We start from the raw sequence: 25,742 nt of genomic DNA, 5'->3' as shown, positions 1-25,742 counted from the left end.
CGCGACTCCAGTCGAGCAAGCCCCGGCTGCCCAGTAGAACAGCGCGATGATCTACGGCCATTGAGGGATCACATTCCCCGAGCAAAAGGTGGTCCTGCTGAATCGCGGTTTCTCCGATCTGAGCCAAGGTGACGCTGACCGAGATGTAAGACGTGACCGTTCTGCTGATCTCACCAGCAGGACGGTGATGCGTTACGCGGGCCGTATCCGACCTGATGCACCAGCTGGCTCCCGTGTCGCCGGTCTCGCTTCGCAGTGCCCGGGACAAATGCAGGGAACGCCGGATGGCCGGTTGTGATTATCCGCGTTCAACAGGGCTGGTCCTTCAACACTCGCCTCATGCTCCTCGATTCCCAAAGCGGTAGCGCTGCCAGCAGTCTCAAGGTCTGACGCCCCTGCTTCATTGAGTTCTCACGTGATGCGTCAACGGAACCACGCCCGGCTCAGGACGTCCTGTGTGTCGCCGGCAGGAAGGCGGTCAGCTTACCAGATCGCATCAATCTCTGGCCGAGGGTAACTCGTAGCAAGTGTCGCTTGCGAGAGTGGCGGAATCGTTGATTTCAGGTCAGTTACGGTTATGCGGTTTGAATTCTTTCGTACTCAATGCGTCGCGCGCCATCGGGAGCTCGTATGTGCGTTCCGTTGTGTCGCAGCGCTTTCAACATGGTTCCGCTTTCAACGATGCGGTTCCCGCTCAAGCTGGCCAGCGTCGTTCTGCGACAGGTCTACTGGAAACAGGAAACAAGCAGGATGGGCAGGAAGTGCTCAGTGCGGTACTCGCTGTCCACAGCGCGTGTCATCCGACGATCCAGCTTGAGGCCATGAGGTGGTTCCGTCGACGTCAGTGAAACGAAGGGGGCCACACGATGTCCAACGCGCATGGTATCGCTGGAATCCCGATGAAATGGGTGGGTCCGTTAAAGATATCGGGCAATGTCGCGAGCACGGAGACCAAAGTTCCCATCGCTACTTTCGAATCCCCGCTGTGGCCTTCCGTCGGTCGAGGTGCGAAGATTTCGATGCTGACCGAGCGGGGAATCGTCGCCACCCTCATCGGAGAGCGCATGACCCGGTCCGTGCTCGTGGAGGCCGCCGACGCGCAGACCGCCTACGCCGCCGCGCAACAGATCCAGGAGCGGATCGGCGAACTGGCCGAAATATCTCGCACCGTGAGCAGGTTCATCGAACTGATCGGCGTCCGGCACGAGATCACGGCCGACCTTTTGTTCGTCCGGTTCGAGTTCACCACGGGCGACGCGGCCGGGCACAACATGGTGACGCTGGCCGCCGACGCGCTCCTGAGTCATCTCCTGCACACTGTGCCGGGAATCTCCTATGGGTCGATCTCGGGCAATTACTGCACCGACAAGAAGGCGACCGCGGTCAACGGAATTCTCGGACGTGGCAAGAACATCGTCACCGAACTGGTCGTGCCGCGGCAGATCGTCGCCGACCAGTTGCACACCACGGCGGCTAGGATCGCGCAGTTGAACGTGCGTAAGAACCTGCTCGGGACTCTGCTCGCCGGGGGAATCCGCTCCGCGAACGCGCATTACGCGAACATGCTGCTCGGCTTCTACCTCGCGACCGGCCAGGACGCCGCGAACATCGTCGAGGGCTCGCAAGGCATCACGGTCGCCGAAGACCGAGACGGCGATCTCTACTTCTCGTGCACGGTGCCCAATTTGATCGTGGGCACCGTCGGGAACGGGAAGACCCTCGGCTTCGTCGAGACCAACCTGACCCGGCTGGGCTGCCGTACCGAGCGGCCACCCGGCGACAACGCCCGCCGCCTCGCCGTCATCGCGGCGGCGACCGTGCTCTGCGGTGAACTCTCACTGTTAGCGGCCCAGACCAACCCCGGCGAACTCATGCACGCCCACGTCCAACTGGAACGTGGCGACCAACGGACGAAAGGTGAGGCCTAGACCATGCTGACAGCTGCCATCGGGATCCACGATCTCTCCTTCTCCACCGGTCAATTCGTTCTCCCGCACGCCGAATCGGCCAGGCACAACGGCACCGATGTCGACAAGTACCACGTCGGGCTCGGCCAGGTGGCGATGAGCGTGCCGGCGATAGACGAGGACATCGTGACCATGGGAGCGGCCGCGGCCGCTCCCATTCTCGAGCGGCATGGGCACGACCGGATCCGCACCATCTTGTTCGCGACCGAGACGTCCGTCGACCAGTCGAAGGCCGCGGGGGTGTTCGTCCATCGGTTGCTGGGGCTGCCCGAGTCCACCAGAGTGGTGGAGCTCAAGCAGGCTTGTTACAGCGGAACGGCCGCCCTGCAGCTCGCTGTCGCTCTGGTCCAGCGGGACCGGCGGCAGCAGGTCCTCGTCATCGCCGGCGACGTCTCGAAGTACCCGCTGGACAGCCCGGGTGAACCGACCCAAGGCGCTGCGGCGGTCGCCATGCTGGTCGCAGCCGATCCCGCGCTGGTTCGGGTCGTCGAGCCGTCTGGCCTGTTCACCAACGACGTCATGGACTTCTGGCGACCGAACTATCGGTCTACCGCCATCGTCGACGGGCGGCTGTCCGTCGACGCATACCTGCAGGCGGTGGAGGGTACGTGGAAGGACTACACCGAGCGGGGCGGCTTGTCGTTGAATGAGATCGCTGCGGTGTGCTACCACCAGCCTTTCACGACGATGGCCCACAAGGCGCATCGTCACCTCCTCAGCTATTGCGGTCAGCCGTCTGACCGGCGGAACAGTGCCGAGGCAGTCGGTCGCACCACGGCCTACAACGCCGTGATCGGCAACAGCTATACCGCCTCGATGTACCTTGGCCTGGCCTCCCTGCTCGACAGCACCGACGACATCATGGACCAGACCGTCGGTTTCCTCAGCTATGGATCCGGCAGCGTCGCCGAGTTCTTTACCGGTGTAGTCGCAGCGGATTATCGTGATCACCGTCGGAGGAACGAAAACCGCGATGTGATCTCCCGGCGCACCGAAATCGACTACGCTGCCTACCGAGAACTACATGAATACGACTTGCCCGTCAGTGGTGAAGAGCGCGCCCTGCCGAGGCAGACCGCCGGCAGCTTCCGGCTCGCCGGAATTGCCGATCACAAACGCGTGTATCAGCCACGGTAGGAGTTCTGTCCTTATCGGCTTGCTCCGATCGGCGCATCGAATGCTTTACACTCTAGCCGCGCGCACTGCCGACCGTCACCGTGCGTGCCGCACCGGAGCGCGGGGACGGTTTGGTCGCGTTATCGATGGTCCGAGCCTTGGTGTGGGCCTGTTTTCGTCCCGTTGCGATGTTACCGGTGCGGCGTGGAGTGAATGGAGCCAGCAGTGCGCGATAGGGAGATCGGGTTGTCAGGGGGCAAAGCTCTCAAACCTCCGCCAGTTTGCAGCAAAGGATTTTCTCGAGCTCTACCGCGAGTGACGAGTGTGTCTGTGCTGTCCACCTGATTGGCGTCGAGTGGCCCGAGTGTCGGCTGGGTAGGTAGAACTGTATGGCTTAGTCGGCGCCGGTGTTCCGAGCACCGGGTAGCGAGGGATTCGACATGGATGAGGGGAGTGCGGATGGTGCCGAACCCGTTGTTGCGGGACCTGCTCACTGAGTCTGGTTGGACCGGCCAGGAGCTGGCGAACCGTACGAATGAACTGGGTGCGGAGATAGGGCTGCAGCTGCACTACGACCGGACGGCGGTAGCTCACTGGCTGTCCGGGACGCGGGCCCGGCCGCCGGTCCCCGAGTTGGTGGCCGAGGTGTTCACCCGAGGGTTGGGCCGCCGGGTCACGACTGCCGACACGGGGTTCGGAGTCGCCGCCGCCCCGGCCGCCCCGCCGTTGTGGCGCACCAGTATCGCCGCCGAACTCACCGAGCTGTGTGGTGACGGCCCGGTGAGCCGTAGCGCGATGTTCGGTTGTGTCTATAGTCTCGCGGCCTTGTCCGTGCCGGGCTGGGCCGAGCTGGCCGGCACAGCGGCTGTGGTGTGCCCGGCGGAACGTGGGAAGAAGATCGAGCGTGTCGAGGTCGAGGCGGCTCGTGCGATGCTGGAACTGTTCTCGGCCGCTGATCTGACGTTCGGCGGTGGGCATGCTCGTTCGGCGTTGGCGCGCTACCTGCGCACGACGATCTCGCCGTGGCTGCGCTCGGACGCGACGCCAGCGGTGCGCACGGATTTGCTCGGCACCGCGGCACAACTGTGCTATCTGTGCGGATTCCTGTGCTTCGACGACGAGCTGCATGGCGCCGCCCAACGGTACTACCTGGCCGCTGTCCGCCTGGCTCACGCCGCGGGCGATGCCACGCAGTTCGCCATCTCGTTGCGGGCATTGAGTGTTCAGGCCCGGATGCTGGGTCATCGGAGGCAAGCGGTGAATCTCGCGACCGCCGCGACCCGGGCGCTGCCGGAACATGCTTCCGCGCGGACCCGCGCGTTCTTGACCGGGCAGCTCGCCGTCGCCGAGGCCGCCGCTGATGATCAGCGTGAGGCGGTGACGCATTTGCTGGCCGCGGAGAGCTATCTCGACAACGCCGGTGGTGCTTCAGCCCCCGTCGGAACCTACCATTGCGCGGCCCTGTCGCACCACCATGCGGCGGTGCGGGCTTGTCTGGGGGAGCGGCCTGCCGCCATCAGCGCCTTGACCCGCTCCCTGCGCCATCGGCCCAGCACGGAACGCCGAGCCCGTGCGATCACGCTGGCCCGGCTCGCCGAGCTACACCTGGCCGGCGGCGAACTGGACCGCGCCTGCCATAACTGGAACCAGTTCCTCGACGACTATCCCCACCTGTCCTCCGGACGAGCGGACGCGGCATTGGCCACTATGAGGGCCAGGCTACGTCCGCACGCAAGAAGTCATCCGGCGCTCGCCGTGCTCCAGCGGAGCGCCGCGCTCCGTCGTCGCCGGGCTACCACCCGGCCGTGACCGCGACGTGTCCGTCATCGTGCCTTTGGTTTCGAGTGGTGCATGGACTGAGCACTCCGTTAGAGCTCGGTGACGGCACGACGATGCAGCACCGCGAGCGGTCCGAGTCCGGACGGTGCGGTCACCGTTGTGTCGGCGATCCTGGCTCCCGCCTGGCCTGCGGCCGCGACGCCGACAGTGGCCGCGCCTGCTGATCCGATGGACCGGGCCGGATCGCAACTGTCCGGCCCATGCCGTCAGCTCCGCCCCGATAGCCGCGTCGTGCGGACCGCAGACCAGCAGTACGTTGCTGGCGGCGCACACACTATGCGCGCGACTTTCACGATCACGGCGGCGTCTTCCATCAGCGTGCCCGATGCAACCACATAAGAGACCGTGACGCCACGTCCACACCCACTGCCTGACCGTCGTAGCCGAGGTAGGAGGACGATGGAGAACCGAGGAAGGGGCGACGGTACCTGCCTGAAGTCTCCTCGAAGATATCGGCGGTCTTACCCGAAGTTCGTCCTAACGTACATGATCGGCAAGCAAGGCGGACGCCGGGCAATGCACCTCACTCCGGTGAGGAAGGCAGAATCGGCTTGCGGCGACGACCTCCCCGGCAACGAGACCTTCGGTGTGAGCGGATCTGTGCTCCAGAGATCTGCCAACCATGATCAACTCATGGACTAGGACGGGCACGCGGCGCAGTCTCGATGATCATAGTAGGAGGGGATCAGGACAGCCCAGTACAGCAGGTAACGGCGTCGAGCGCGTGCGCTTCCGAGTATCGTGCGGTAAGGCGAAGAATCAGGCCTCAGCGAAACCGCGATCCTGAGTGCGTCGGGACTGCCCGTCAGTGGTTCACGTCCGAGCCGAATGCCGGACTCGTCATGATCGTCCGAGTCCCGCAGGCCGGGGGTCACTGGATCGGAAGCGGGCACCGGGTGACTGTGAAGTGCAGGAGCGAGGCCAGGCTTTCGTGCACGAAGTCGGGAAGATCCAATCTTCGCAGCGTGGACTGAGCTTGCTCGAGATAGGTGTGGGCGATGTTCTCGGTGGCGGATCTTCCGCCGCAAACCTCGAGGAGTTCGGCGATCCGCGTCAGGTCCGCCTCGCAGCGAGAAGGCCGATTGAGAAGCTCGAGGAGGTAAGGGGTATCCGGATGGTCGGATTGTACCGCCGTGATCACCGGCAAGGTGTTCTTACGCGTGCGGAGATCTTGAAAGCCTGGCTTACCGACCAGGTCTGCGTCTCCCCAGATGTTCTCCAGGTCATTGACGGCCTGCCAAGCTGTACCGGCATAGCGAGCGGCCTGGCTGAGAGGCTGCGCGTATCGAGTCGGTTTGTTCACCAGTACAGTCCCCAGCACCGCCGCGGTCCCGAGCAGGGCACCGCCCTTGCCTTCGCAGACCTCGAGGTAATCGTCGAGCCGAATGTCCTGGGGCCGGGCGCGGTCCATCGCCGGTTCCCCGAACCACGCATGAAACACGGCGGACATACCTTCGGTGAAGGCGTCAATGGCGGCCGACGGGTTCGAGCTTGCAGCCAGTACGCGGATCGCCTCGTTCAGCAGGGCATCACCCGCGACGAGTGTGGGGCCGGTGCCGAACTCCTTCCAGGCGGTCGGTCGGCCACGTCGTACGTCGTCGCCGTCGGCGATGTCGTCGTGCAGGCAAGTAAAGTTGTGAGCAAGCTCTATCGCCACTGCCCCCGGCGCGGCGGGCTCGGGATCTTCTCCGGTGGCCTCGGCGGCCAACATGACCATGGTGGCCTGGAGCGCCCTGCTGCCACGCCGTCGGGCAGGCGTGCCGTCCGCTTCACACCAGCCGAAGTAGTACCGGCAGATCAGAGCCGCTTCGGTCGGGAGGCGGTGGAGAACCTCGGTCAGACCGGCCCTGGTGAAGTCGCGAGCGCGAAGGTTGGCTTCGGGAATTGGGGGAGAATCGGCCGAGTCACGCGTCGCAGGAGCATTCTCAGAGTCCATGGTTGGTCCCGGTCAAGGTCTCGGGTTTGTGCCAGATCCAGATTTCGGGCTCGCGCGTGACGGCGTAGAGAATGACCTCCCTGAACTTGTCACGGTGCCGATCGGAAATGTCCAGCCTGGCGAGTGCCGTCAAAGCCTCGCGAAGTTGCTCGGAGGCAGCGCGTTCGGCCTGTTCCCTGCCGCCCGTGTCGTGAATGAGCCGAGCAGCTACGGCGAGGTCTGTTTCGGACAGGTTGGGTTTCGTCAGCAGCGAGATGAGCTCGGAGGCGAGTGGGTGCCGGCTTTGCAATGACGCGATGACCGGAAGCGTGTGCTTGTGTTGTCGCAGGTCTTGAAGTCCTGGTTTGCCGACAAGAATGGGATCGCCCCAGAGGTCCTCGAGATCGTTGGCGATCTGCAGTGCCGCACTGGCGTGCGAAACAACGGTCCGTAGCCCATGGGCGATCGTTGAATCCCCGCCGACGAGCAAGATCGCGATCGCGGCGGCTGAGGGCAGCAAGTCTGCTTTTGCGGCGCAGTTGGCGATGTAGTCGTCGATGGCGATTTCGTTCGCAGGGGTGCGGTCGAGGACCGCCTCGTTCGCCCAGGCGCGGATAACGCGGTTGCTGGAGGACAAGAGTTCCGCTACGGCCAGTGAGCTGTCCGGTGCCTGGGCCAGGAGCTCGAGAGCGGCCGCGAAGAGCGAGTCGCCGGCTAGTATCGCAGCGCCGGTACTGAATGCCCGCCAAGCTGTTGGACAGCCGCGTCGTAACTCGTCGCCATCCAAGATGTCGTCGTGCAACAGGGTGAAGTTGTGGACGAGCTCGATGGCGATGGCTGCGGGAAGCGCCTGAGCCGGGTCCGCGTCGACGACCTCCGCTGCCAGCACAGCTACGCAGGCCCGGATCATCTTCCCACTCCGGCCGTTGGTGGGGTTCCCTTTCTCGTCGATCAAACCCAGGTGGTACTTGCACACTTCCCGCAAGTCAGGATGAATCCGGTCAAGGACCGCCACCAGGTGTGGACGGACATAAGCGGTCGATTGCTGTAACGCTGAAGGGGTCAGAGTTTTAGTCATAGGTCAGCAGTCACTCTTTCGTCTTGCGTTCAAAGTTATGTAAGGGAGTCGGCGCTAGTGTCCTCTAAGGAATAGCGCGAGGTGATCCGATACCAGTCGGATGACCCATGAACCCAATTGTGTAATCCGGCTATATGCGCACCTACACTGTGGCGCACGTTGGCCGGAAGGTGAAGGGCTCTGCAGAATTGATCGATCCCGGCCTCGAGGGTGTAGAAGTTCTGGAGATGCTCGGAGGCCTGTGCTGAAATATGTTGCAGTGACTGGCGTGAACTCAGGCCCATTTCTGCCATTGTGAGCGATATGAGATTGGTACGTTCAGCTGCTTCGTCTTGCTTGAAGGATTCAATGTCGTTCATGAAGATGATGTAGCGGGTGACGTGGTGCCGGAGTGTGTTCAAGAAGGTCGCGTGCCATAATTCGGCTGGAATCTCGAACCCGCCGGTACGCTCGGCTACGGCGTACATCACTGCGATGGCGACGGACGCTTCTTTGACCCGTATATGTTCACTGCTGGTGAGTTTCCGGCGTTCACGGCGATCGACTGCCTCGGCGAGATTGCCATAAAAGTATTGCTGCCATAGCCAGGCCATGCGCTGGCGCCATGCTTCGGACATGCCGGTCTGTAACGTTCCCCAGATGTCAGCGAAGGCCGATGCGAGCGGATATGTTGGCAGGAGAGGGCGATGCAAGATCGTGATCAGTTCCGCGGTCACCGCATGGTCGGCCATTCGGTCGGCCGAAGTGTCCATCCAGTCGTCGTGTAGGAAGATCCAGCCGATCACGTTGTAGGACAGCAGTAGGTCTTTGCTCTCCGGGTCACAGTAGGCGGCGAGGTCGGCTACCTGTGATTGCCTGTATCGCCTGGTGGATTCAGTCGTCTCGAGAAGCCCGTGGCGGTGGAGCCACTCCAGATGCGTGTCTCGGACCCCGTCCATCTCAGACGGCGCCGGTCGCGCCGAAAGAGGCGCAGCGGGCGGAGCGAGTTGTGGTGCTGTCGTATTGTTGCCTTTGGGCGGGTCTTTTCTGCTCACGAACGCTCCTAGGGTCTGTGCCGCAGGGCGCTTCGCCGGCATCGATGCGATCATCGGCATGGACGGCTTGTGGCCGAGTTTGCACAAGGTGCGTGTTCGGTCCGGGATGACGGCTGCTGCGGTAATTCATTCATTCTTTGACGGTTTCCCTGCCGTTTGGTAGGCGCGAATGTGCGTCCCTGCCTGATCAAGTACGAGAACAGCGGCAGGTTCCGTCAGCGATCGGTGTTCGGCGAGGTGAGTGCACGACGGGAGGCGATCCGGATGTAGTTGACGCGGTCGTTGCGATATCCGTCGAGGTAGGGTTTTTCGATTCCTGTGGCAAGTTTGGAGTGTGACCTTAGTTCCCAATAAGGGATGGCTGGCTGAGTGAGGTCATCTACCTGGTAGGGAATCAGGTTTTTGTCAAGCAACGCCCGCAGATAAGTGGTGCGGCGATGGGTATGGCACTGGTAGTGCTCGTCGATAGCACCCGCTTCCGGCGGGTTCGGGTCGACAATGTCGTTGTTGCACCAGGTGGTCATGATGTAGCGGCCGCCTGGTTTAAGGATGCGTGCGAATTCCGCGAACGTCTCGTGTACGTCGACGTACATCGTGGTTTCGTTGGTGACGACATAGTCGAAGGAAGCGTCCGGGAAGCCAGTTGACACCATGCTGCGGTCGTGGAACTGAACGCTGTCCGCGCAGCCGTGCACTTCGGCCTGCTGGCGGGCGAAGGAGTTTTGGTAGGTCGAGATGTTGAGACCCTCCACACGGCAGCCGAATGCTTTGTGGAGCAGTAAGGCGGTACCGCCGCGGCCGGAGCCGCCGTCGAGGATGCGAGCCGTAGCAGGCACCGTGCCCAGGGCCTCGATGAGGATGTCGACCTGGCGTGTCTCCATGCGGTGCATTTCGGTGTTGATGGCCTGTTCGCGGTCCTCGCCGTCCAGGTCGAGGACGGCGCGATCGAAGTCTCCCACAGCGAAGTGGTGATGATAGTAGCCATCGGTAGTGCCAAGGTCGAGGTTGAGCGCATCGTTGCGTTTGTTGTCGTAGTAGTCGAATGCGCGCTTTTCGAGCGCGGTGCGCACCGTGGAGCTGTTGTTGGAATTCATGACCCTGCCTTTACGTCAGTTTCCGAGCAAGGACCGGAACATTTTATGTCGAGGCGGTTCTATGGGAATCCGGTGTTTGATCGAAACGGGTGATCTGCGGCTTCTGGTGACGTTACGTGATCGACTCCAGCTTGATATCGTTGGATTCAAATCAATCCCCTTGTGTGGATCATCTAATTCATAAAAGCATTAGTCTCCCGTTGGGGGTACTCCTTCGGGCTATGTGCTTGTTGAAAGTAGTGTCGTGTTGAAGCGCTCCCGGTTGCCCCGGAGTGGTTTCAACAAACCCTTCTATTCAACGTAGCGATCATCGCCAGGTCTGGGTTTGTGAGGTGTGGGGGGTGTCAACTGGAACTCCGATCGTCGACCGGAAGTTGATCTTGATGCAGATCCTGTGAGGTGAGTTCGTTGTCTGTGCCGGAGCCGGAGTCGTGGAGCGTAGGCGCTGAGAAGAGCCGACCGGCGATGGACGGGCTTGCGGCAACGTCAGTCCGCCCGCGTCACCTCGCTGGTCTCCGAGCTCAAAGAGAGTCGAAGCTGGTCGGACCATTAGGTCAACCAGGAATTCCTTTTGGGTAGCACCCAGTTCGTCGGTGCGTCAATGCGCGCACTCATCCTGAGGAACGTTAGCGAATTCTTGCGGCAGATCAGTCGTACCCGGAACCTGGTAGGGAAGCTGAACGACCGGCTCCGGCTGAGCATTTCCCGGAGTGATCGACCGTGCTGTCCAATGCTGCGGAATCGACTGGTGGCACGGGCAAGCCGCCAGTCGCGAAAGGCGGTGCTCCAGCATCGCGTTCCTGAATAATCACACGACTACACGAACAGTAAGTCTCGGCGAACGGCGAAGGTGCTACCCGTCCCGATGCGCGTACCGCCGCGACCACAGGAGGCGCGATGACCAGTAACCGCAAAGACGATCACGTGCAGCTCGCCGCACAACAGCAACGGCAGCCTGCCGCCTACAACCAGTTCGACGACGTGTCGTTCGTCCATCACGCTCTGGCAGGAATCGAGCGGTCCGAGGTTTCCTTGGTTACCCACGTCGCGGGTATCGAGTGGCCTCTTCCGCTCTACATCAACGCTATGACCGGCGGCAGCGTCAACACCGGCGCAATCAACCGCGACCTGGCCATCGCCGCCCGTCAGACCGGTGTGCCTATTGCCACCGGCTCGATGAGCGCCTATCTCAAGGACGAATCGACCGCCGACACCTTCAGCGTGATGCGCAATGAAAACCCCGACGGATTCGTCATGGCCAACATCAACGCGACGACCTCGCCCGTGCAGGCCCGCCGCGTCATCGATCTCCTGCGCGCCGATGCCCTCCAAATTCACCTTAACGCTATCCAGGAAACAGTCATGCCAGAGGGGGATCGATCATTTGGATCCTGGAGCAAGAACATTGAAGAAATCGTGCATGGGGTCGACATTCCCGTCATCGTGAAGGAAGTGGGCTTCGGTCTTAGCAGTGACACTGTGTCGGCCCTCCAGAAGATGGGAGTGAGGGTAATGGATGTCGGTGGCCGAGGGGGCACGAATTTCGCTCGCGTAGAGAATCATCGACGTTCTCAAGCCGATTACGATTTCCTCGACACCTGGGGCCAGTCCACGCCAGCGTGCCTGCTGGACGTACAAGGGCTTGGTGTGACCGTGCTGGCCTCTGGCGGCGTGCGGCACCCCCTCGACGTCGTCAAAGCGCTGGCTCTCGGTGCAGCAGCTGTTGGCGTGTCTGGGCGCTTCCTCGCCACTGTGCTCGATGGCGGAGCTCCGGCCTTGATCACCCAAATAACAGTCTGGCTGGACCAAATCACCGCACTCATGACCGCGCTCGGCGCGCGCGACATTGAAACCTTGACCCGTTGCGATGTCATGATCCAAGGTGACTTGCGGGCATTTTGTGTCGATCGTGGTGTCGATACTCGTCGCTTGGCCACTCGCAGCACTTCGGGGGTCGTCTCGCCAACGGTGGATGAGTAGGGACGTGCATACGTTGGCCGGCGAACCGCCTTGACCGGCCCGTAGCAAATTCCTACGGTGACCGGAGCAAGGTTTATCACCTGATCGAGGGGAACGGTCGGCGGCGGTGACGAGATTCGTTCGGACTCTCCGGCTTATTCAAATCGATGGGCAGCTTGGCTGATGAAAATGCCGGACCCTTGCCTGTTGAAATCACCGTCATGGTGAACCGGGTGATGGCGAGAGCGGCTTTCAACGCGACCTCAGATTCAACGGGGTGCCCACCATATGCACTTGCCGCGCGTCCGCGGACAGTGTCGACTGGAACCGCGAACGACCACTTCGGTTGGTCGTGGTCGGCGCGTTGACCGAAAGTCGTTTTCTCCGCAAAGCCTGGAGGTGAGTTCGGTGCCTGCGCCGATGCCGGTGCCCTGGCGGGCACACGCCGAGACCGACCTGGTCGGAGAGGGGCGTGCTTGCGGCAAAGTGATACTGCTGGGGGAGCATGCGGTCGTGTACGGCGCCCCCGCGGTAGCCATACCTGTTCCGGCTCTGCCGGTCGAGGCAAGCGCGGCATGGTCGGGTTCCCTCGCTCGGCAGGATGAGATTTCTCTCTTGACGACAGCGGTTGTGGACACATCGGTGCTGACGCTGGGGACGGACGGCCTTCACCGGCTGATCTCCGCCTTCAGGAAGATTGCCGGTGTCCGGGAAACCGCTTGGGTGGACGTGTGCGTCGACTGTGAGATCCCCTTCGGCCGGGGGCTCGGCTCCAGTGCGGCGCACGCGAGGGCGGTCGTTCTCGCGTTGGGCGAACTTTTCGGCAGGCAACTGGATGACAGGGCGATATTCGATCTGGTGCAGATCGCGGAGAACGTGGCGCACGGGAACGCGAGCGGAGTGGACGCCGCCGCGGTGGGCTCTCCGGTTCCGATCCTGTTTTCCGACCGTGTCGCCGAGCGATTGTCCGTTGGATTCGACGGTGTGGTGGTCGTTGCCGACAGCGGAGTCGCGGGAAAGACCAAGGACGCCGTCGAACTGCTACGCCAAAGGTTCGAGCGCGCACCGGAGTCCCGAATGGACTTCATGGGCCGCTCCGCAGACCTGACATACGCTGCCGTGAAGGAATTGACAGAGGGGAGAGCGCGAGACTTCGGTTCGAGCCTGACGGCGGCCCATGAGCTTCTGCGCGGTATGGGACTGAGCACGGACCTCATCGACAGGCTGGTCGACGTCGCCCTCGATGCCGGAAGTCTCGGAGCGAAGATCACCGGTGGTGGTCTGGGAGGGTGCGCGATCGCGCTGGCCCGTGGGCTGGAGACGGCGGGGATGATCGCGAGGCGCTTGGAGGAGGCAGGTGCTGTGCGTACCTGGAGCGCGCCGCTGCGAAGGTGTGTGGACGATGGTGGCTGACCCTGGAGTGACGGCGGTCGCGTATCCGAATATCGCGCTGATCAAGTACTGGGGCAAACGCGACGAGCATCAAGCCATCCCGTGGGCGGACAGCCTCTCGATCACCCTGGACGTTTTTCCGACTACCACGACCGTCTGCCTGGACTCCGCGGCAGAGGCCGACCGGGTGACGTTCGGCGGCACTCCCGCCCGGGGAGCCGCGTCACGGCGTGTGGCCGCGTTCCTGGACCTGGTGCGAAAACATGCCGGGCGCTCCGAATCGGCGGTGGTGAGCACGCGCAACGCAGGCCCGACGGGCGCGGGACTGGCGTCGTCGGCGAGCGGCTTCGCCGCGCTGGCCCGCGCCGCCGTGGCCGCCTACGGCTTGGAACTCGACGCCGCTGACCTGTCGCGCCTTGCCCGGCGTGGGTCAGGGTCGGCGGCACGATCGATTTTCGGGGGTTTCGCGCTTTGGCACGCCGGTGAAGACGATCACAGCTCCTACGCCGAGCGAGTCGACGTCGAGTTCGATCCCGCGGTGGTGATCGCGCTGGTCGACGGTGCGCCGAAGAGGATCTCCAGCCGGGCGGCCATGCGGCGCACCGTCGAGACCTCACCGCTGTACCGATCGTGGATCGAGTCCAGCCGCGCGGACCTGGCCGAGATGACGGAAGCGCTGGCACGAAACGACCTCGCCGTGGTCGGCGAGATCGCCGAGCGTAACGCGCTGGGCATGCACGCCACCATGCTGGCTGCCCGTCCGGCGGTGCGCTACCTGACTGCACCGACGCTCGGCGTGCTCGACAGCGTCGCGGTGCTGCGAAGCGAGAACGTACCCGCCTACGCGACGATGGACGCGGGGCCGAACGTCAAGGTGCTGTGCCGTCCCGGCGATGCCGACCAAGTGGCCTTGAGAATGCGTGAGACGGTGCCCTGCTGCTCGACGGTCATCGCGCGGCGAGGCCCTGGCGTGACCTTGCGAATCGAGGAGGAACGATGAACTCCGCACGGACGACAGTCCGGCAGGCGCCGGGCAAGCTGTTCATCGCCGGTGAGTACGCCGTGGTCGAACCGGGTTATCCAGCGGTCGTGGTCGGCGTCGACCGGCAGGTGAGCGTCGCTGTGTCCGGATCCTCATCCGATGACGTCACCCTTGCCTCGGATCTGATCCTGGACGACGTTCGGCTGCGGCGACAGGGCGGGGGGCTGGCGGGGTGCACCCCGGACGACGAGCGACGCGCTCGCCGGGAACTGGCATATGTGGTGTCCGCGATCGACGTGATGGACGAGTTGCTGGGTGCGCGTGGTGTATCCGCCCTTCCGATCCGGGTATCGATCAGCAGCGGCCTGCACGAGGCAGGAACGAAACTCGGGCTCGGTTCCAGCGGCGCGGTGACGGTGGCGACCATCGCGGCCGTGGCTGACCATCACGGCTTGGCCCTGTCCGACAGCGACTGGTTCCGGCTGGCCCTGCTCGCGACAGCGCGAATCGACACCGGTCCGTCCGGTGCTGACCTCGCTGCCGGCATCTGGGGTGGCTGGCTGGCCTACTATGCGCCGGATCGGGTCGCGGTGCTCGACCTGGCGCGACGACGAGGGATCGAGGAAGCCCTGCGCGCGCCATGGCCGGGTTTCGGACTGCGGCGTCTGCCGCCACCCGAAACGCTGGCGCTGGAGGTGGGCTGGACCGGTGAACCGGCGAGCACCACGTCGCTGGTCTCGGCACTCAAAACCCAACGGGGCTGGGCGGATCACCAGGCCTACAAAGGATTCCTGGCAGACACCGCCGAGTGCGTCCGCGCGTTGATGCGCGCTCTCGTCCTGGGTGAGGATCGTGAACTCCTGCGGCAGATCCGCTGCGCCCGGAATCTGCTGGCCCGGTTGGACCGCCAACTCGGCCTTGGCATTTTCACGCCACGGTTGACGGCCTTGTGCGACGCCGCCGAGTCCGTCGGCGGCGCGGGCAAGCCCTCAGGTGCGGGAGGTGGTGATTGCGGCATCGCGCTTGTGAAGGCCGACGCGCTTCCGAATATCGCGCGGTTACGCGAAAAGTGGACCTCGGCGAACGTGTGGCCCGTTCCGATGCGCGTGCCGCTCGTGGCCCGGGAGCCGCGATGACCGATGCGGCAGCCAGCTCGGAGGCTCCGCTCAGCCGGGCAGGCGCAGGACGGTGTTGTCGCCGGTGCCTGGCAGCATCAGGAACACCGCTGATCCGGTGTGCTTGATGAAGTCGTTGAGGGCGTCTTGTTCGGCGAGCCTTGTCTGGACTCTGGTGAACAGTGCGGGGTCTTTCATGAAGGCGAGGAACAGCAGTCCGGTTTCGTCGTTCCCGGACGTGTAGGTGAAACCGCGTCGCAGCATCTGGCGGCCGCCGTCGAACCGCGCGTGCGCGCGTCGGCTGTGTGCGTCGACCGGTAGGACGTAGGTGCCGTCGGGGTGCTTGCCGAACAGGTCGATCTCGTCGAATTCGGTGTGCCCGGTCAGGGGGGCGCCGGTGTCCCGCCTGCTCCCGATCACGGCTTCCTGGCGTGATGTCGGCAACGCGGCGAACCCCTGGACGTCCATCGGGATCCGGCGCAGGACCAGGAAGGTGCCGTGCCGCCAGGGGCCTTCGGTTATCCACACGGCGTTGTCGATGTCGGCGGCGGTGCGCGGATTCCCTGTTCCGTCTTTGAAGCCGAAGGCGTTGCGCGGTGTCGCGGGGCCGGGCTGGGTGAATCCGGGCAGCCGCCATCGGGTGGTCAGCAGGCCCTGGCTCAGCCGGGCCAGGACCTGCGCGGTCTGCAGTGACACCAGAGGGTCGTTCGAGCAGATCTGGACAGCGAGGTCGCCGCCGCAGAAGGCGGGCTGCAGCCGGTCACCCGGCAGGGCGGGGATCGGCACGAGTTCCGGGGGCGCGGTCAGGCCGATCCGGCTGGGCAGGCCCGGCCCTACGCCGATCGTCACGGTCAGCCCGGTGGTGTCCAGACCGGCTAGTTCCGGTGCGTTCGGCTTGCCCCGCGTCGTGGGCTCGATGGCGCGCGACCAGTCCGCGAGTACGTGGTCGAGGGCCTGCCGGTCTGTCCCGTCGACCAGGTCGAGCGCCACGAATAGGAGGCTGCGTGGAGCCGGTTCGATGATGCCGGCCTGATGTGCGCCCCGGAAAGAAGGCGGCGTGGGTTGCGGAGTACGCGACTCCGCCGAGGTGCAGGCGCTCAAGCCCATTCCCGCGACGGACCCTGTCGCGCCGAGCAGAAAAGCCCGGCGTCCGGTGGTCGCCCTACCTGGTGAAGCATCTGACATGAAGGAATTTCCTGAAATCGGACCGGGGGAATCGCGCCGATCGAACATTATCCTGCAGGGGAGCGCCTGCCGCATCGGTCGACCGGCCATACCCATTCGGGTGTTCTGTCCCGCTTCACCTCAACCCGGAACCGCCGTGGGCCGATTTGGGAGTTGACAGCCGTACATCGGCTCCTTTCGGGTGCCTTTGTTCGAATTCGTGATGTGACCGACGGGAAGTCTTGGGGCGGCATGTTCAGGTGCGGTCGACGATGTCGACGTCCGGCGGCGATTGTTCTCGCCGCACTGGTCGCGGTGTCGTCCGGGGGGTGCACCGGCGGCGACGCGCCTGTGGCGCATTCGAGCCCGGGAGTCATCCGTGTCCCGGAGGATGCCAAGACGATCCAGCAGGGGCTGGACGCCGCCCAGCCGGGTGACCTGGTCCTGGTCGGGCCGGGGGAGTACCACGAGAGCATCACCATGACCAAGCCGCGGGTGGTCCTGCGCGGGGTCGATCGCAACACGGTCGTCGTGGACGGGGACTTCACGAAGGTCAACGGAATCACCGTCACCGGAGCGCAGTCGGTGGTGGAGAACCTGACGGTGCGGAGGTTCCTGGCCAACGGGGTGCTGTTCACCGGCGTGACCGACCAGAAGCTGCAGGGACCCGGTGGCGGCGGCTCCCACTACGACCCGCTCGACTCCCAGCGGTTTCCGCCGCTGCAGGGGTTTCGCGCTTCCTTCGTAACGGCCTACAACAACGCGCTGTACGGGATTTACTCTTTTGACGCCCGCGACGGGGTCATCGAGAACTCCTATGCCTCCGGCCAAGCCGACTCGGGGATCTACGTCGGCCAGTGCCGTCCCTGCAACACCGTCGTGCGCGACAACCTGGTCGAGCACAACGCGGTGGGCATCGAGGTCACCAACGCGTCCGAGAATCTGTGGTTCCTCGGCAATCGCGCGGTGCGGAACCGGGTCGGGGTGACCGTCAACTCGAACGACTTCGAGTCCCTGGCTCCGCAGCACGGCGCGGTGCTGGCGGGCAACACCGTCGTCGGCAACAACGATCCGCACAGTCCGGCGCAGGCCGACGGCGGGTTCGGGATCGGTATCGGGATCGGCGGGGGTAGCGCGAACACCGTCGCCCGCAACCTGGTCAAGGACAACGCGGCGGCGGGGATCATCGTCAGCGACGTCCAGGGCTACGCCGCCGACGGCAACACTGTCACCGACAGCGTGGTGACCGGCAACGGTACGGATCTGGTCCTCACCGCCGCGGGCAAGGAGAACCGGCTCGGTGGTTCGCCCGGCACGACGCCGGCCGCGGTCACCGCGCCACCGGGTGCCGATTTCCGTGGCCTGCCGCAGCCGCCTGCGCAGCCGCGCTTGCCTGGTGGTCCCGATGCCCCGTGGCGGGCGGCGGTGGGGCTGCCCGGGCCGGTGGATCCTGGCACCTATCCGTTGCCCGCCGCGCCGTGACAGCCGCGCCGACAGGAATGAGCTGCGCATGAACTGGCGGTCCCGAGGAGTCCGGTGGCTGGCCGGTGCGCTGGTGGTCGTCGCTGCCGTGGGAGGCGGCGTGTGGGTGCTGACATCGAGGGCGGAACCGGCGCCGCGGCCGGTCACTCTCGACGAGGCCGCGCGGCTGGCGATGGCACGGTACACCACGTTCCAGAACAGCCCCGTGCGTGTGCGAGTGGAAGCCCCGATGGCGGGGAACACCGTCGTGGTCGAGGGTGTCGTGGACTACCGCCAGCATCATGCCGTCGGCTCCTACGAGTTCGCTGGTTCGTCGGTGGGCCTGGTGGCGTGGGACGACCGGGGGCTGGCGGTGGCTCCCGGCAGGCAGGCGGATCCGCTCGTCGCCGCGGGCTCCATGCGGCCGACGGATTGGTCGCCGCGTTCGTACACGACCGACCCGTTGGACGCCGGTCTGCGGCTGTCCATGCTCATGGGACAGGACCGACCGGACAACGCGCAGGTCCTTGCCGAGCAGGGGCCGCGGTGGCTGCGGGCCGAAGTGATCGACGGCAAGTCCTACGGGGTGTTCGCCGGCCCTCGGCCGAGTTCGGCGAACGATTCCGGACAATCCCCGCTCACCTATTGGATTGACGAAACCGGCGGACTGCGCCGGGTCACCAGACAGCTGGCGGACCTCGACGGTGCGCTGGTGATCGACTTTCCCGGTGGGCGGGCGGGGCAGGTCCCGGCGAATCCCTGGCAGTCCAGGTGACGTCGACCTGGTGCCGGTTCTGGATATGGAGTCTTTTCGCGGTTCCGGGTATGAAAAATCTTCTGTTTCCTGATCCGAAAATAATTCGCCTCAGTTCGGGTGGAAAGGTTCTTTCGAAATGGTGTTCGAGCTGACTCGATAGGGTGGGTTTGTCAATTCAGGCGCCGTTTCGGTTGGCGTGTTGATCTTGGTTCGGGGCATGCTCGCTACGCGTGGCATACGTCCAGGCAGCTGTCGAAGCCTGCGGATGCGCCGGCTTTGTCTTTGCCGAAGTCAGACCTCTGACCCGACATCGGATGTGATGCGATGACCCACTCTGTTCCTGCGTCGCGAATCACGGGATCGCGCAGAAAACCGCGCAAGCTCTCGTGGCTTCAGCGGCTGGCGATCGTGACTCTGTCCCTAGCGTCGGCCGCCTCGCCCGGTCTGGTCGGCGGAGTCACCGCCGCCCAGGCGGCCCCGAGGGCGGACGGCGACGGCACCGTGACGGTGCGGGTGGTCCGGGCCGTGGACGACTCCGGCAAGTACACCCCCGTGCTCGAGCCCGGAATGTCAGGGATCACGGTCAACCTGACCGACGACGCGGGCGCCACGATCTCGGGGACGACCGCCGCGGACGGCACGGTCACCCTGTCACCCGCCGGCAGCCCGCTGGCAGGCGGAAAGTACCGCGTCCAGGTGATCAACCCGAAACCGGACGTGTTCTTCTCGGCGTTCGCCGACCGTCCTGGTCTGGACGACGCGCCGGGCAACCTGAGCAGCACCGAGGAGTTCGTGGACCTCTCGGGCGGCAAGAACGTCTCCTACACCACGGCGTTCTGGAACCCGGGCGACTACTGCCAGAAGAACGCGACGCTGGTCACCGCCTGCATCCGCAACGACGTGACCCCCGAGCCGTCGTCGTCACGGACACTGGTGTCCTTCCCGTACAACGCGCGCGGGGTGAACAACCAGACGACCAACCTTTCCACGCACGCCGAAACCGGTGCCCTGTACGGGATCGGGTACAGCAAACAGAAGAAGTGGATCTTCAGTGGCGCCACCGCGCACCGGGGATCGGCCTACGGGCCGTCCGGCGCCGGCGCGATCTATCGCACCGACACGAAAACCAACGCCACGTCGCTGTTCACCACGGTCCCCGGCGCCGGTGGCTCGCCGCACGACTTCGCCACGGACATGGACCTCGCGTTCGCGCCCCACGTAGCCAAGGAGTCTCTCGGTGACGTCGAGGTCAGCGAGGACGGCAAAGACCTGTACGTGGTCAATCTGGCCGACCGCAAGCTGTATCGGTACGACGCGACTCAGCCGACCGCGAGCGCGCCGAAGGCCAGTTACGCCATCCCGGGTCCGGACACCCCGTGCGCGGCCGCAGGCGATTGGCGGCCTTACGGTCTCGGCGTCCAGGACGGCGTCGTCTACGTCGGCGGCGTGTGTTCGGCCGAGTCGAGCCAGCAGCAGTCGGACCTGCGGGCGGTCGTGCGCACCTTCGACCCTGCCGCGGAGACCTTCGGCGCGGTCGTGATGGACCAGAAGCTGGACTACCCCCGGCCCGTCACCTACACCGTGGCCCCGTGCAAGGGCGACGCCTGGTTCCCGTGGTCGGACACGATTCCGCTGAAGCAGGGAAACGTGACCTGCGGCAACACCTACTCCTCCAACCCGGAACCCATGCTCGCCGACATCGTGGTGGACACCGACGGTTCGCTGATCCTGGGCTTCCGTGACCGCTACGGCGACCAGATCGGGCAGGGCCAGCGCGCGGTCGCGGGTGGCGGCCTGCTCACTCCGTCCGCGGGTGGCGCGCTGAGCCGGGCGTGCCCCGACTCGACCGGCATGTTCGTGATGGCGGAGAACATGGGGTGTGGAAAGACCACTCGCGGGGCCGGCTTCTACAACCAGCAGCGCACGGGTTTCCACTTCAACGCTCTGTTCGCCGGTATCGCACTGTCCAAGGTCGAGACCACGATCGCCAGTTCGGCCATCGACCCGATCGGCACCACGTTCACCGGCGGCACGGCCTGGACCAACCGGGACGGCACCCGTCCCCCGGAGGCCCGGTCGGGCAACGAGGTGAGCGCCAGCTTCGGCAAGGGCGCCTCGATGGCCGACCTGGAGGTGCTGTGCGACGAGGCGCCGCTGCAGATCGGCAACCGGGTCTGGTACGACATCGACAAGGACGGCATCCAGGATCCCGGTGAGCCACCGGTGCCCGGGGCGACGGTGCGGCTCTACGACGCGACAGGCAAGCTCGTCAGCACCACCGTGACGACCAGCCGCGGCGAGTACTACTTCGACAACACCAACGTTCCCGGCGGCCTCCTGCCACGGACCCAGTACACGATCAAGGTGGACAAGCCGGAGGACTACCAGCCCGGCGGTCCCCTTTACCAGTGGAACGTCACCAAGAACGACGCCGGCCCGAACCGGTTCATCGACAGTGACGGCGTAGTGCCCGCTGGGGGCCAATTCCCCGAGAAAACCGTCACGACGGGCGGCCCCGGGGAGAACAACCACACCTACGACTTCGGGTTCAATCAGCCTGAAGGCAAGGTCAGCGTGCTGAAGCAGGACCAAGACGGCAAACCTCTGCCCGGCGCGGTGTTCCAGCTGTGGCGAGAGACCAACGACACCCCAGGCCTCCAGTCCGACGGCACGACACCCGACACGAAGGTCGGCTCGGCCTGCACGACAGGTCCGGACGGTATGTGCGGCGCGACCGTCCCGCTCGGCACGTACTACTGGCAGGAGACCGCGGCACCGGACGGATATCTGCTGCCGGACCCGGCGGTCTTCGGGCCACTCGACCTGACCGCCGCCAACCACGCCGACGGGGTCAAAGCGACCGCCGTCAACCAGATGATGGCAGGCGACGTCAGTGTCCTGAAGCAGGACAAGGACGGCAAACCGTTGGCTGGCGCGGTGTTCCAGTTGTGGAAGAAGACCAACGGTGACGGTGGCGGGCTCAAGATCGACGGTCCGAACCCGGACACCAAGATCGGTGACCCGTGCACCACGCCCGCGGACGGTGTCTGCACCTCGCACCAACCACTCGGCGAGTACTTCTGGCAGGAGACCAAAGCACCGGACGGATACCTGCTGCCGGATCCGGCGATCTTCGGACCGCTGACCCTGACCAAGGACAACTACACCCAGGGTGCACGGGTGACAGCGGTCAACACGCCTGCCACCGGAACGGTCAGGGTGCTGAAGCACGACAGTGACGGCAAGCCGTTGGCCGGTGCGGTGTTCCAGTTGTGGAAGAAGACCAACGGTGATGGCGGCGGGCTCAAGATCGACGGTCCGGACGCGGATACCAAGATCGGTGACCCGTGCACGACACCGGCAAGCGGTATCTGCACCGAGACCGTTTCGCTGGGCGTCTACTACTGGCAGGAGACCAAGACACCCGAGGGATACGTCCTACCGGACCCGGCGATCTTCGGACCGCTCGAGCTGACCAAGGACAACTTCGCCCAGGGCGTCGGCGTCACCGTCGTCAACAAGCCGAAGGGTGGCGAGATCCGCCTCCTGAAGAAGAGCGACGGGGACGGCAAGCCGTTGGCCGGCGCGATATTCCAGCTCTGGCGAGAGACCAACGACAAGCCGGGTCTCCAGCCTGACGGCGCGACCCCCGACACCAAGATCGGTGACCCGTGCACGACGAACGCCGAGGGCGTCTGCGACTACCCGGGTCTGCGGCTGGGGTCCTACTACCTCCAGGAGACCGCCGCGCCGGACGGCTACCTCCTGCCCGCTGAGGCGATCAGCGGCCCGCACTCGCTGACCGGCGTCAATGCCGGCCAGGCCTTGGAAGTGATCCGGGTGAATCAGAAGAAACCGCCGACGCCGCCGACGCCGCCGAAACCTCCGGTGACGCCGCCGGCTCCGCCCACCCCGCCGCTGGCCAACACCGGGCTGTCCATGTCGGTCTACAGCCTCGCCGGAGTGTGCCTGTGGCTCCTCGGCGGAGGTGCGCTGATGCTGATCGCGGCCCGGCGCCGACGGCGGCGTAGCTGATCAGTCGAGGGTGTTCTCCCCGCTTTCGGGGGCGGGGAGAACACCCTCGACTCCCTGCACGGTCAAAAAGCTTCAACGGCAAAGGCTTCCTACCGAAACGGAGAGATCGTCGATGACAAGCACGCGGTCGCATACCGCCGGCAAGTACGGGCGGCGAACGGCGGGGGCCGGCGTGATGGCCGCGTTGCTCGTTGCCGGTACCGTCGCTTCAGGCTCACCCACCCAGGTCGAAGACAGTGTCGTTCCCCGCCTCCCGGCGCGCGCGGACCGAGCGCCGCTCGCTCCGAAACCCGAGGTCGCCACGCCACCGCCGGTTCCCGGGATGCCCGAACCCATCGCACCGCGGATCCAGCTGGTCGCGGCATACCAGGCAGGGTCGTCCGCGCCCTCGGCCGTGTCGGCGACGGGCATCCCCACCACCGCACTGGCCGCCTACACCAACGCCGCCTCGGTACTGGCCCGGCGTGATCCATCCTGTGGCCTGCCGTGGTCGATGCTGGCGGGCATCGGCCGGGTCGAGTCCAATCACGGCCGGTTCGGCGGGGCGACACTGGGGGCCGACGGCTATCCCAGCCCGCCCATCCGGGGCATCCCCCTGGACGGCAGGCCCGGCGTCGCGCTGATCCGGGCCACCGACGGTGGCAAGTGGACCGGCGACCCCGTGTTCGAGCGCGCCGTGGGCCCCATGCAGTTCATTCCCTCCACCTGGCGGTCCGCAGGTGCCGACGGTAACGGCGACGGCGCGGCCGACCCGAACAACATCCACGACGCCGCCTTGGCCGCGGCCGGTTACCTGTGCTCGGGCAGCGGAGACCTGCGCACCGACGCGGGAGCCCGCGCCGCGGTGTTCCGCTACAACCACTCCCAGTCCTACGTCACGACCGTGCTGTCACTGGCCCGCGACTACGAACACGGCGTTGCCGCGGAACTGCCGTCGAACCCCGTCGGCACAGTTTCCGAGCCCGATCGAACCCAGGATCTGCCGCCTGCCTCGGTGACCGTCGTCGATCCGCCGCGCCCCGTCGCGAAGCCCGCGTCGCCGCCAGCGGTTGCCTCCGCGCCGCCTCAAGCCGGACCTGCTTCGCCATCCGCGACACGGCCGGTGGCACCCACGACGGCGGTCCCGCCCGCGCCGACGGTCTCACCCACGCCTGCCGCCGGCAAGCCGCTTTCTCTGGACATCGGGGACACCATCCACGCGGCGATCTGCGAGATGGCCGCCAAACTCCCCGGGTCCCCCAAAAGGGCGCTCAAACGTGCCACGGCCATGGTTCTTCGCCATCACGGGTTGAAACCAGTGAAACCGGAGACGATTCCGTCGTGCCGTGCTACCGCTCAAACCTCGGGCGCGGACCCGAACGAAGCCGTTGAATCACCGGCGCACCAGCCGCTTGGCGATGGGCCGAAGACAGAGGATTAGGACGCACGGCCGCTGGAACGGCGGCTGGCTGCTCAGTTCGATCGCCGCTGTGCGGTCGTCAGGGCGGCCAGCCGCTGCGGTTCGTCATCGACGCCGCGGACGGCACCATCCGCGTACCGCGGCATGTGCGCAGGATCGAACTTTACGGACCGGCCAGGGACGTCGACCTGGCGCGGGTGACCGGAGGGATCGACCTACACAGCGTACGCCGTGATCGCGACGAGAGCGTCGCCGTCGGCAGCAGGGTCGTCGCCGGGTCACCGGCCTCACCTCGGTCCGGCTGGGCGAGGGATGACCAGCCCGGCAGCGAGTCTGCCGGTAGTCACGCCAGCCCGGCGGACTCGAACGCCTCCACGGCGGTCCGCATCGCGCGAGCACACCGTGCCACGCCCTGATCGGTCTTCATCACCGCGAGGTTCAGCGTGGTCACCCCCGCCTCGGCGAAGGCCTGCATGCGCTCCGCGATCCGGTCGCGCGGTCCCAGCAGGGAAGTCGCGTCGACGAACTCCGACGGCACCAGTGCCATCGCCTCGTCGTGGCGGCCGGCCAGGACGCGCTCCTGCACCCGCGCAGCCTCGGCGCCGAACCCCATCTCGGCGGCCAGCCTGCCGTAGAAGTTCACCCTCCGGTTGCCCATGCCGTCAAGGTAGAGCGCGGCGAACGGGGGCACCGCGTCCACGCACGCCCGGACATCATCGCCGGCGACCAGCGGCGTGGTGGCCGCGACGTCGAATCCCTCGAGCGTCCGGCTGACTCGCGCGCGACCCTCCAGGACGCGATCGACCTGCTTGCTGACGAACTCCGGGGACGTGAACAACCCCAGCCAGCCGTCGGCGATCTCCCCGGCCAACTCCAGGCTTCGGGGTCCGATCGCGGCTAGGTACACCGGGATGCATTCCCGCGTCGAGGGCACGCCTAGCACGAACGGCACGCCCGCACCGCCGGGCAGCGGCAGCCGATAGTGCGGACCGGCGTGGATGGACGGGGCATGATCCAGCGTCGCCCGGACGACCGCCACATACTCTCTGGTCCGTGCCAGTGGCTGATCGAAGCCGACGCCGTACCACCCCTCGGAGACCTGCGGGCCGGACACACCGAGCCCCAACGGAAGCGCCCTGAGGACAACCTGTCCAGCGTCGCCGCGGACATCGCCGTCAGCACCGGCGCCCGTGCCGGTGCCTGCATCACCGCGGTCCCCACGTCCACTCGGCGGGTGCGGGCCGCGATCCAGGACAGGACGCTGACCGCGTCCGAGCTGAAGACCTCGGAGACCCAGACCGAAGAGAACCCGAGATCGTCGGCGACCATCGCCAGGTCGAGGTACTCGACACCGTAACCTGCTCCCCAGTAACCCAGATTCAGCCCGAGCCGCATGACACCCCTACCGAGGCGGCTGGAACGAGCACCCGAAGAC

The 25,742-nt window shown here is 65.3% G+C and carries 16 protein-coding genes and 1 pseudogene; 11 read left to right on the top strand and 6 right to left on the bottom strand.

Features of this window, described 5'->3' with window-relative positions; translation table 11 throughout:
* Positions 1–866: 866 nt before the first annotated feature.
* The 3 genes from B0293_RS28845 to B0293_RS28835 all read left to right on the top strand — a co-directional run bounded on the left by B0293_RS28845 (position 867) and on the right by B0293_RS28835 (position 4,892).
* Complete coding sequence (locus tag B0293_RS28845) at positions 867–1,928, top strand: hydroxymethylglutaryl-CoA reductase (RefSeq protein ID WP_077241416.1); 1,062 nt, start codon at positions 867–869, stop codon at positions 1,926–1,928.
* 3 nt (positions 1,929–1,931) lie between these two features.
* Positions 1,932–3,104: a hydroxymethylglutaryl-CoA synthase gene (locus tag B0293_RS28840; RefSeq protein ID WP_005164799.1), complete on the top strand. Its 1,173-nt coding sequence runs from the start codon at positions 1,932–1,934 to the stop codon at positions 3,102–3,104.
* Positions 3,105–3,542: 438 nt separating this feature from the next.
* Positions 3,543–4,892, top strand: coding sequence for a hypothetical protein (locus B0293_RS28835; protein WP_039919315.1), 1,350 nt, complete (start codon positions 3,543–3,545; stop codon positions 4,890–4,892).
* Positions 4,893–5,793: 901 nt separating this feature from the next.
* Here B0293_RS28835 and B0293_RS28830 read toward each other — a convergent pair.
* The 4 genes from B0293_RS28830 to B0293_RS28815 all read right to left on the bottom strand — a co-directional run bounded on the left by B0293_RS28830 (position 5,794) and on the right by B0293_RS28815 (position 10,043).
* Positions 5,794–6,858 carry a polyprenyl synthetase family protein gene (locus B0293_RS28830; protein WP_005164804.1) on the bottom strand — a complete coding sequence of 355 codons (1,065 nt, stop codon included), beginning with the start codon at positions 6,856–6,858 and terminating at the stop codon, positions 5,794–5,796.
* Positions 6,848–7,915 (bottom strand): polyprenyl synthetase family protein, encoded by a 1,068-nt coding sequence (locus tag B0293_RS28825; protein ID WP_077241415.1) that lies wholly within the window; start codon positions 7,913–7,915, stop codon positions 6,848–6,850. The genes B0293_RS28830 and B0293_RS28825 overlap by 11 nt, the downstream gene beginning before the upstream one ends.
* Positions 7,916–7,950: 35 nt before the next feature.
* Positions 7,951–8,949, bottom strand: a complete 999-nt coding sequence (locus tag B0293_RS28820) for a terpene synthase family protein (protein WP_157376435.1) — start codon at positions 8,947–8,949, stop codon at positions 7,951–7,953.
* A gap of 215 nt (positions 8,950–9,164) precedes the next feature.
* On the bottom strand, positions 9,165–10,043 hold the full coding sequence (locus tag B0293_RS28815; RefSeq protein WP_005164808.1) for a methyltransferase domain-containing protein: 879 nt from the start codon (positions 10,041–10,043) through the stop codon (positions 9,165–9,167).
* Between the two features lie 897 nt (positions 10,044–10,940).
* Between B0293_RS28815 and fni the strand changes: the two genes are divergently transcribed.
* The 4 genes from fni to B0293_RS28795 all read left to right on the top strand — a co-directional run bounded on the left by fni (position 10,941) and on the right by B0293_RS28795 (position 15,512).
* Positions 10,941–12,023, top strand: a complete 1,083-nt coding sequence (gene fni, locus B0293_RS28810; RefSeq protein ID WP_005164810.1) for a type 2 isopentenyl-diphosphate Delta-isomerase — start codon at positions 10,941–10,943, stop codon at positions 12,021–12,023.
* A 387-nt stretch (positions 12,024–12,410) separates the two neighbouring features.
* Positions 12,411–13,415, top strand: coding sequence for a mevalonate kinase (mvk, locus tag B0293_RS28805; protein ID WP_209437340.1), 1,005 nt, complete (start codon positions 12,411–12,413; stop codon positions 13,413–13,415).
* A 7-nt stretch (positions 13,416–13,422) separates the two neighbouring features.
* On the top strand, positions 13,423–14,394 hold the full coding sequence (gene mvaD, locus B0293_RS28800) for a diphosphomevalonate decarboxylase (RefSeq protein WP_005164814.1): 972 nt from the start codon (positions 13,423–13,425) through the stop codon (positions 14,392–14,394).
* Positions 14,391–15,512 (top strand): phosphomevalonate kinase, encoded by a 1,122-nt coding sequence (locus tag B0293_RS28795; RefSeq protein WP_005164816.1) that lies wholly within the window; start codon positions 14,391–14,393, stop codon positions 15,510–15,512. The genes mvaD and B0293_RS28795 overlap by 4 nt, the downstream gene beginning before the upstream one ends.
* Positions 15,513–15,542: 30 nt before the next feature.
* On the opposite strand, the gene B0293_RS28790 is transcribed toward B0293_RS28795, so the two are convergent.
* Complete coding sequence (locus tag B0293_RS28790) at positions 15,543–16,598, bottom strand: Dyp-type peroxidase (protein ID WP_077241413.1); 1,056 nt, start codon at positions 16,596–16,598, stop codon at positions 15,543–15,545.
* Between the two features lie 372 nt (positions 16,599–16,970).
* Between B0293_RS28790 and B0293_RS28785 the strand changes: the two genes are divergently transcribed.
* The 4 genes from B0293_RS28785 to B0293_RS28770 all read left to right on the top strand — a co-directional run bounded on the left by B0293_RS28785 (position 16,971) and on the right by B0293_RS28770 (position 24,328).
* The gene (locus tag B0293_RS28785) at positions 16,971–18,137 is read left to right on the top strand and encodes a right-handed parallel beta-helix repeat-containing protein (protein ID WP_143254662.1); all 1,167 of its coding nucleotides are present in this window, start codon (positions 16,971–16,973) and stop codon (positions 18,135–18,137) included.
* A 28-nt stretch (positions 18,138–18,165) separates the two neighbouring features.
* Complete coding sequence (locus B0293_RS28780) at positions 18,166–18,891, top strand: hypothetical protein (protein WP_005164822.1); 726 nt, start codon at positions 18,166–18,168, stop codon at positions 18,889–18,891.
* Between the two features lie 390 nt (positions 18,892–19,281).
* The gene (locus tag B0293_RS28775; protein WP_143254661.1) at positions 19,282–22,908 is read left to right on the top strand and encodes a SpaA isopeptide-forming pilin-related protein; all 3,627 of its coding nucleotides are present in this window, start codon (positions 19,282–19,284) and stop codon (positions 22,906–22,908) included.
* Between the two features lie 112 nt (positions 22,909–23,020).
* Positions 23,021–24,328 carry a lytic transglycosylase domain-containing protein gene (locus B0293_RS28770; protein ID WP_052014560.1) on the top strand — a complete coding sequence of 436 codons (1,308 nt, stop codon included), beginning with the start codon at positions 23,021–23,023 and terminating at the stop codon, positions 24,326–24,328.
* A gap of 322 nt (positions 24,329–24,650) precedes the next feature.
* Here B0293_RS28770 and B0293_RS28765 read toward each other — a convergent pair.
* A pseudogene (locus B0293_RS28765) lies at positions 24,651–25,702 on the bottom strand (LLM class flavin-dependent oxidoreductase).
* Between the last annotated feature and the right edge of the window lie 40 nt (positions 25,703–25,742).

Source organism: Amycolatopsis azurea DSM 43854 (assembly GCF_001995215.1).
Classification (GTDB): Bacteria; Actinomycetota; Actinomycetes; order Mycobacteriales; family Pseudonocardiaceae; genus Amycolatopsis; species Amycolatopsis azurea.
Note: the sequence above shows the minus strand (reverse complement) of the source record. Positions and strands in the feature narration are given on the sequence as shown.

Coding starts and splice junctions, on each gene's coding strand:
- B0293_RS28845 (WP_077241416.1), top strand. CDS start 867: ATGTCCAACGCGCATGGTATCGCTGGAATCCCGATGAAATGGGTGGGT.
- B0293_RS28840 (WP_005164799.1), top strand. CDS start 1,932: ATGCTGACAGCTGCCATCGGGATCCACGATCTCTCCTTCTCCACCGGT.
- B0293_RS28835 (WP_039919315.1), top strand. CDS start 3,543: ATGGTGCCGAACCCGTTGTTGCGGGACCTGCTCACTGAGTCTGGTTGG.
- B0293_RS28830 (WP_005164804.1), bottom strand. CDS start 6,858: ATGGACTCTGAGAATGCTCCTGCGACGCGTGACTCGGCCGATTCTCCC.
- B0293_RS28825 (WP_077241415.1), bottom strand. CDS start 7,915: ATGACTAAAACTCTGACCCCTTCAGCGTTACAGCAATCGACCGCTTAT.
- B0293_RS28815 (WP_005164808.1), bottom strand. CDS start 10,043: ATGAATTCCAACAACAGCTCCACGGTGCGCACCGCGCTCGAAAAGCGC.
- fni (WP_005164810.1), top strand. CDS start 10,941: ATGACCAGTAACCGCAAAGACGATCACGTGCAGCTCGCCGCACAACAG.
- B0293_RS28795 (WP_005164816.1), top strand. CDS start 14,391: ATGAACTCCGCACGGACGACAGTCCGGCAGGCGCCGGGCAAGCTGTTC.
- B0293_RS28790 (WP_077241413.1), bottom strand. CDS start 16,598: ATGGGCTTGAGCGCCTGCACCTCGGCGGAGTCGCGTACTCCGCAACCC.
- B0293_RS28780 (WP_005164822.1), top strand. CDS start 18,166: ATGAACTGGCGGTCCCGAGGAGTCCGGTGGCTGGCCGGTGCGCTGGTG.
- B0293_RS28770 (WP_052014560.1), top strand. CDS start 23,021: ATGACAAGCACGCGGTCGCATACCGCCGGCAAGTACGGGCGGCGAACG.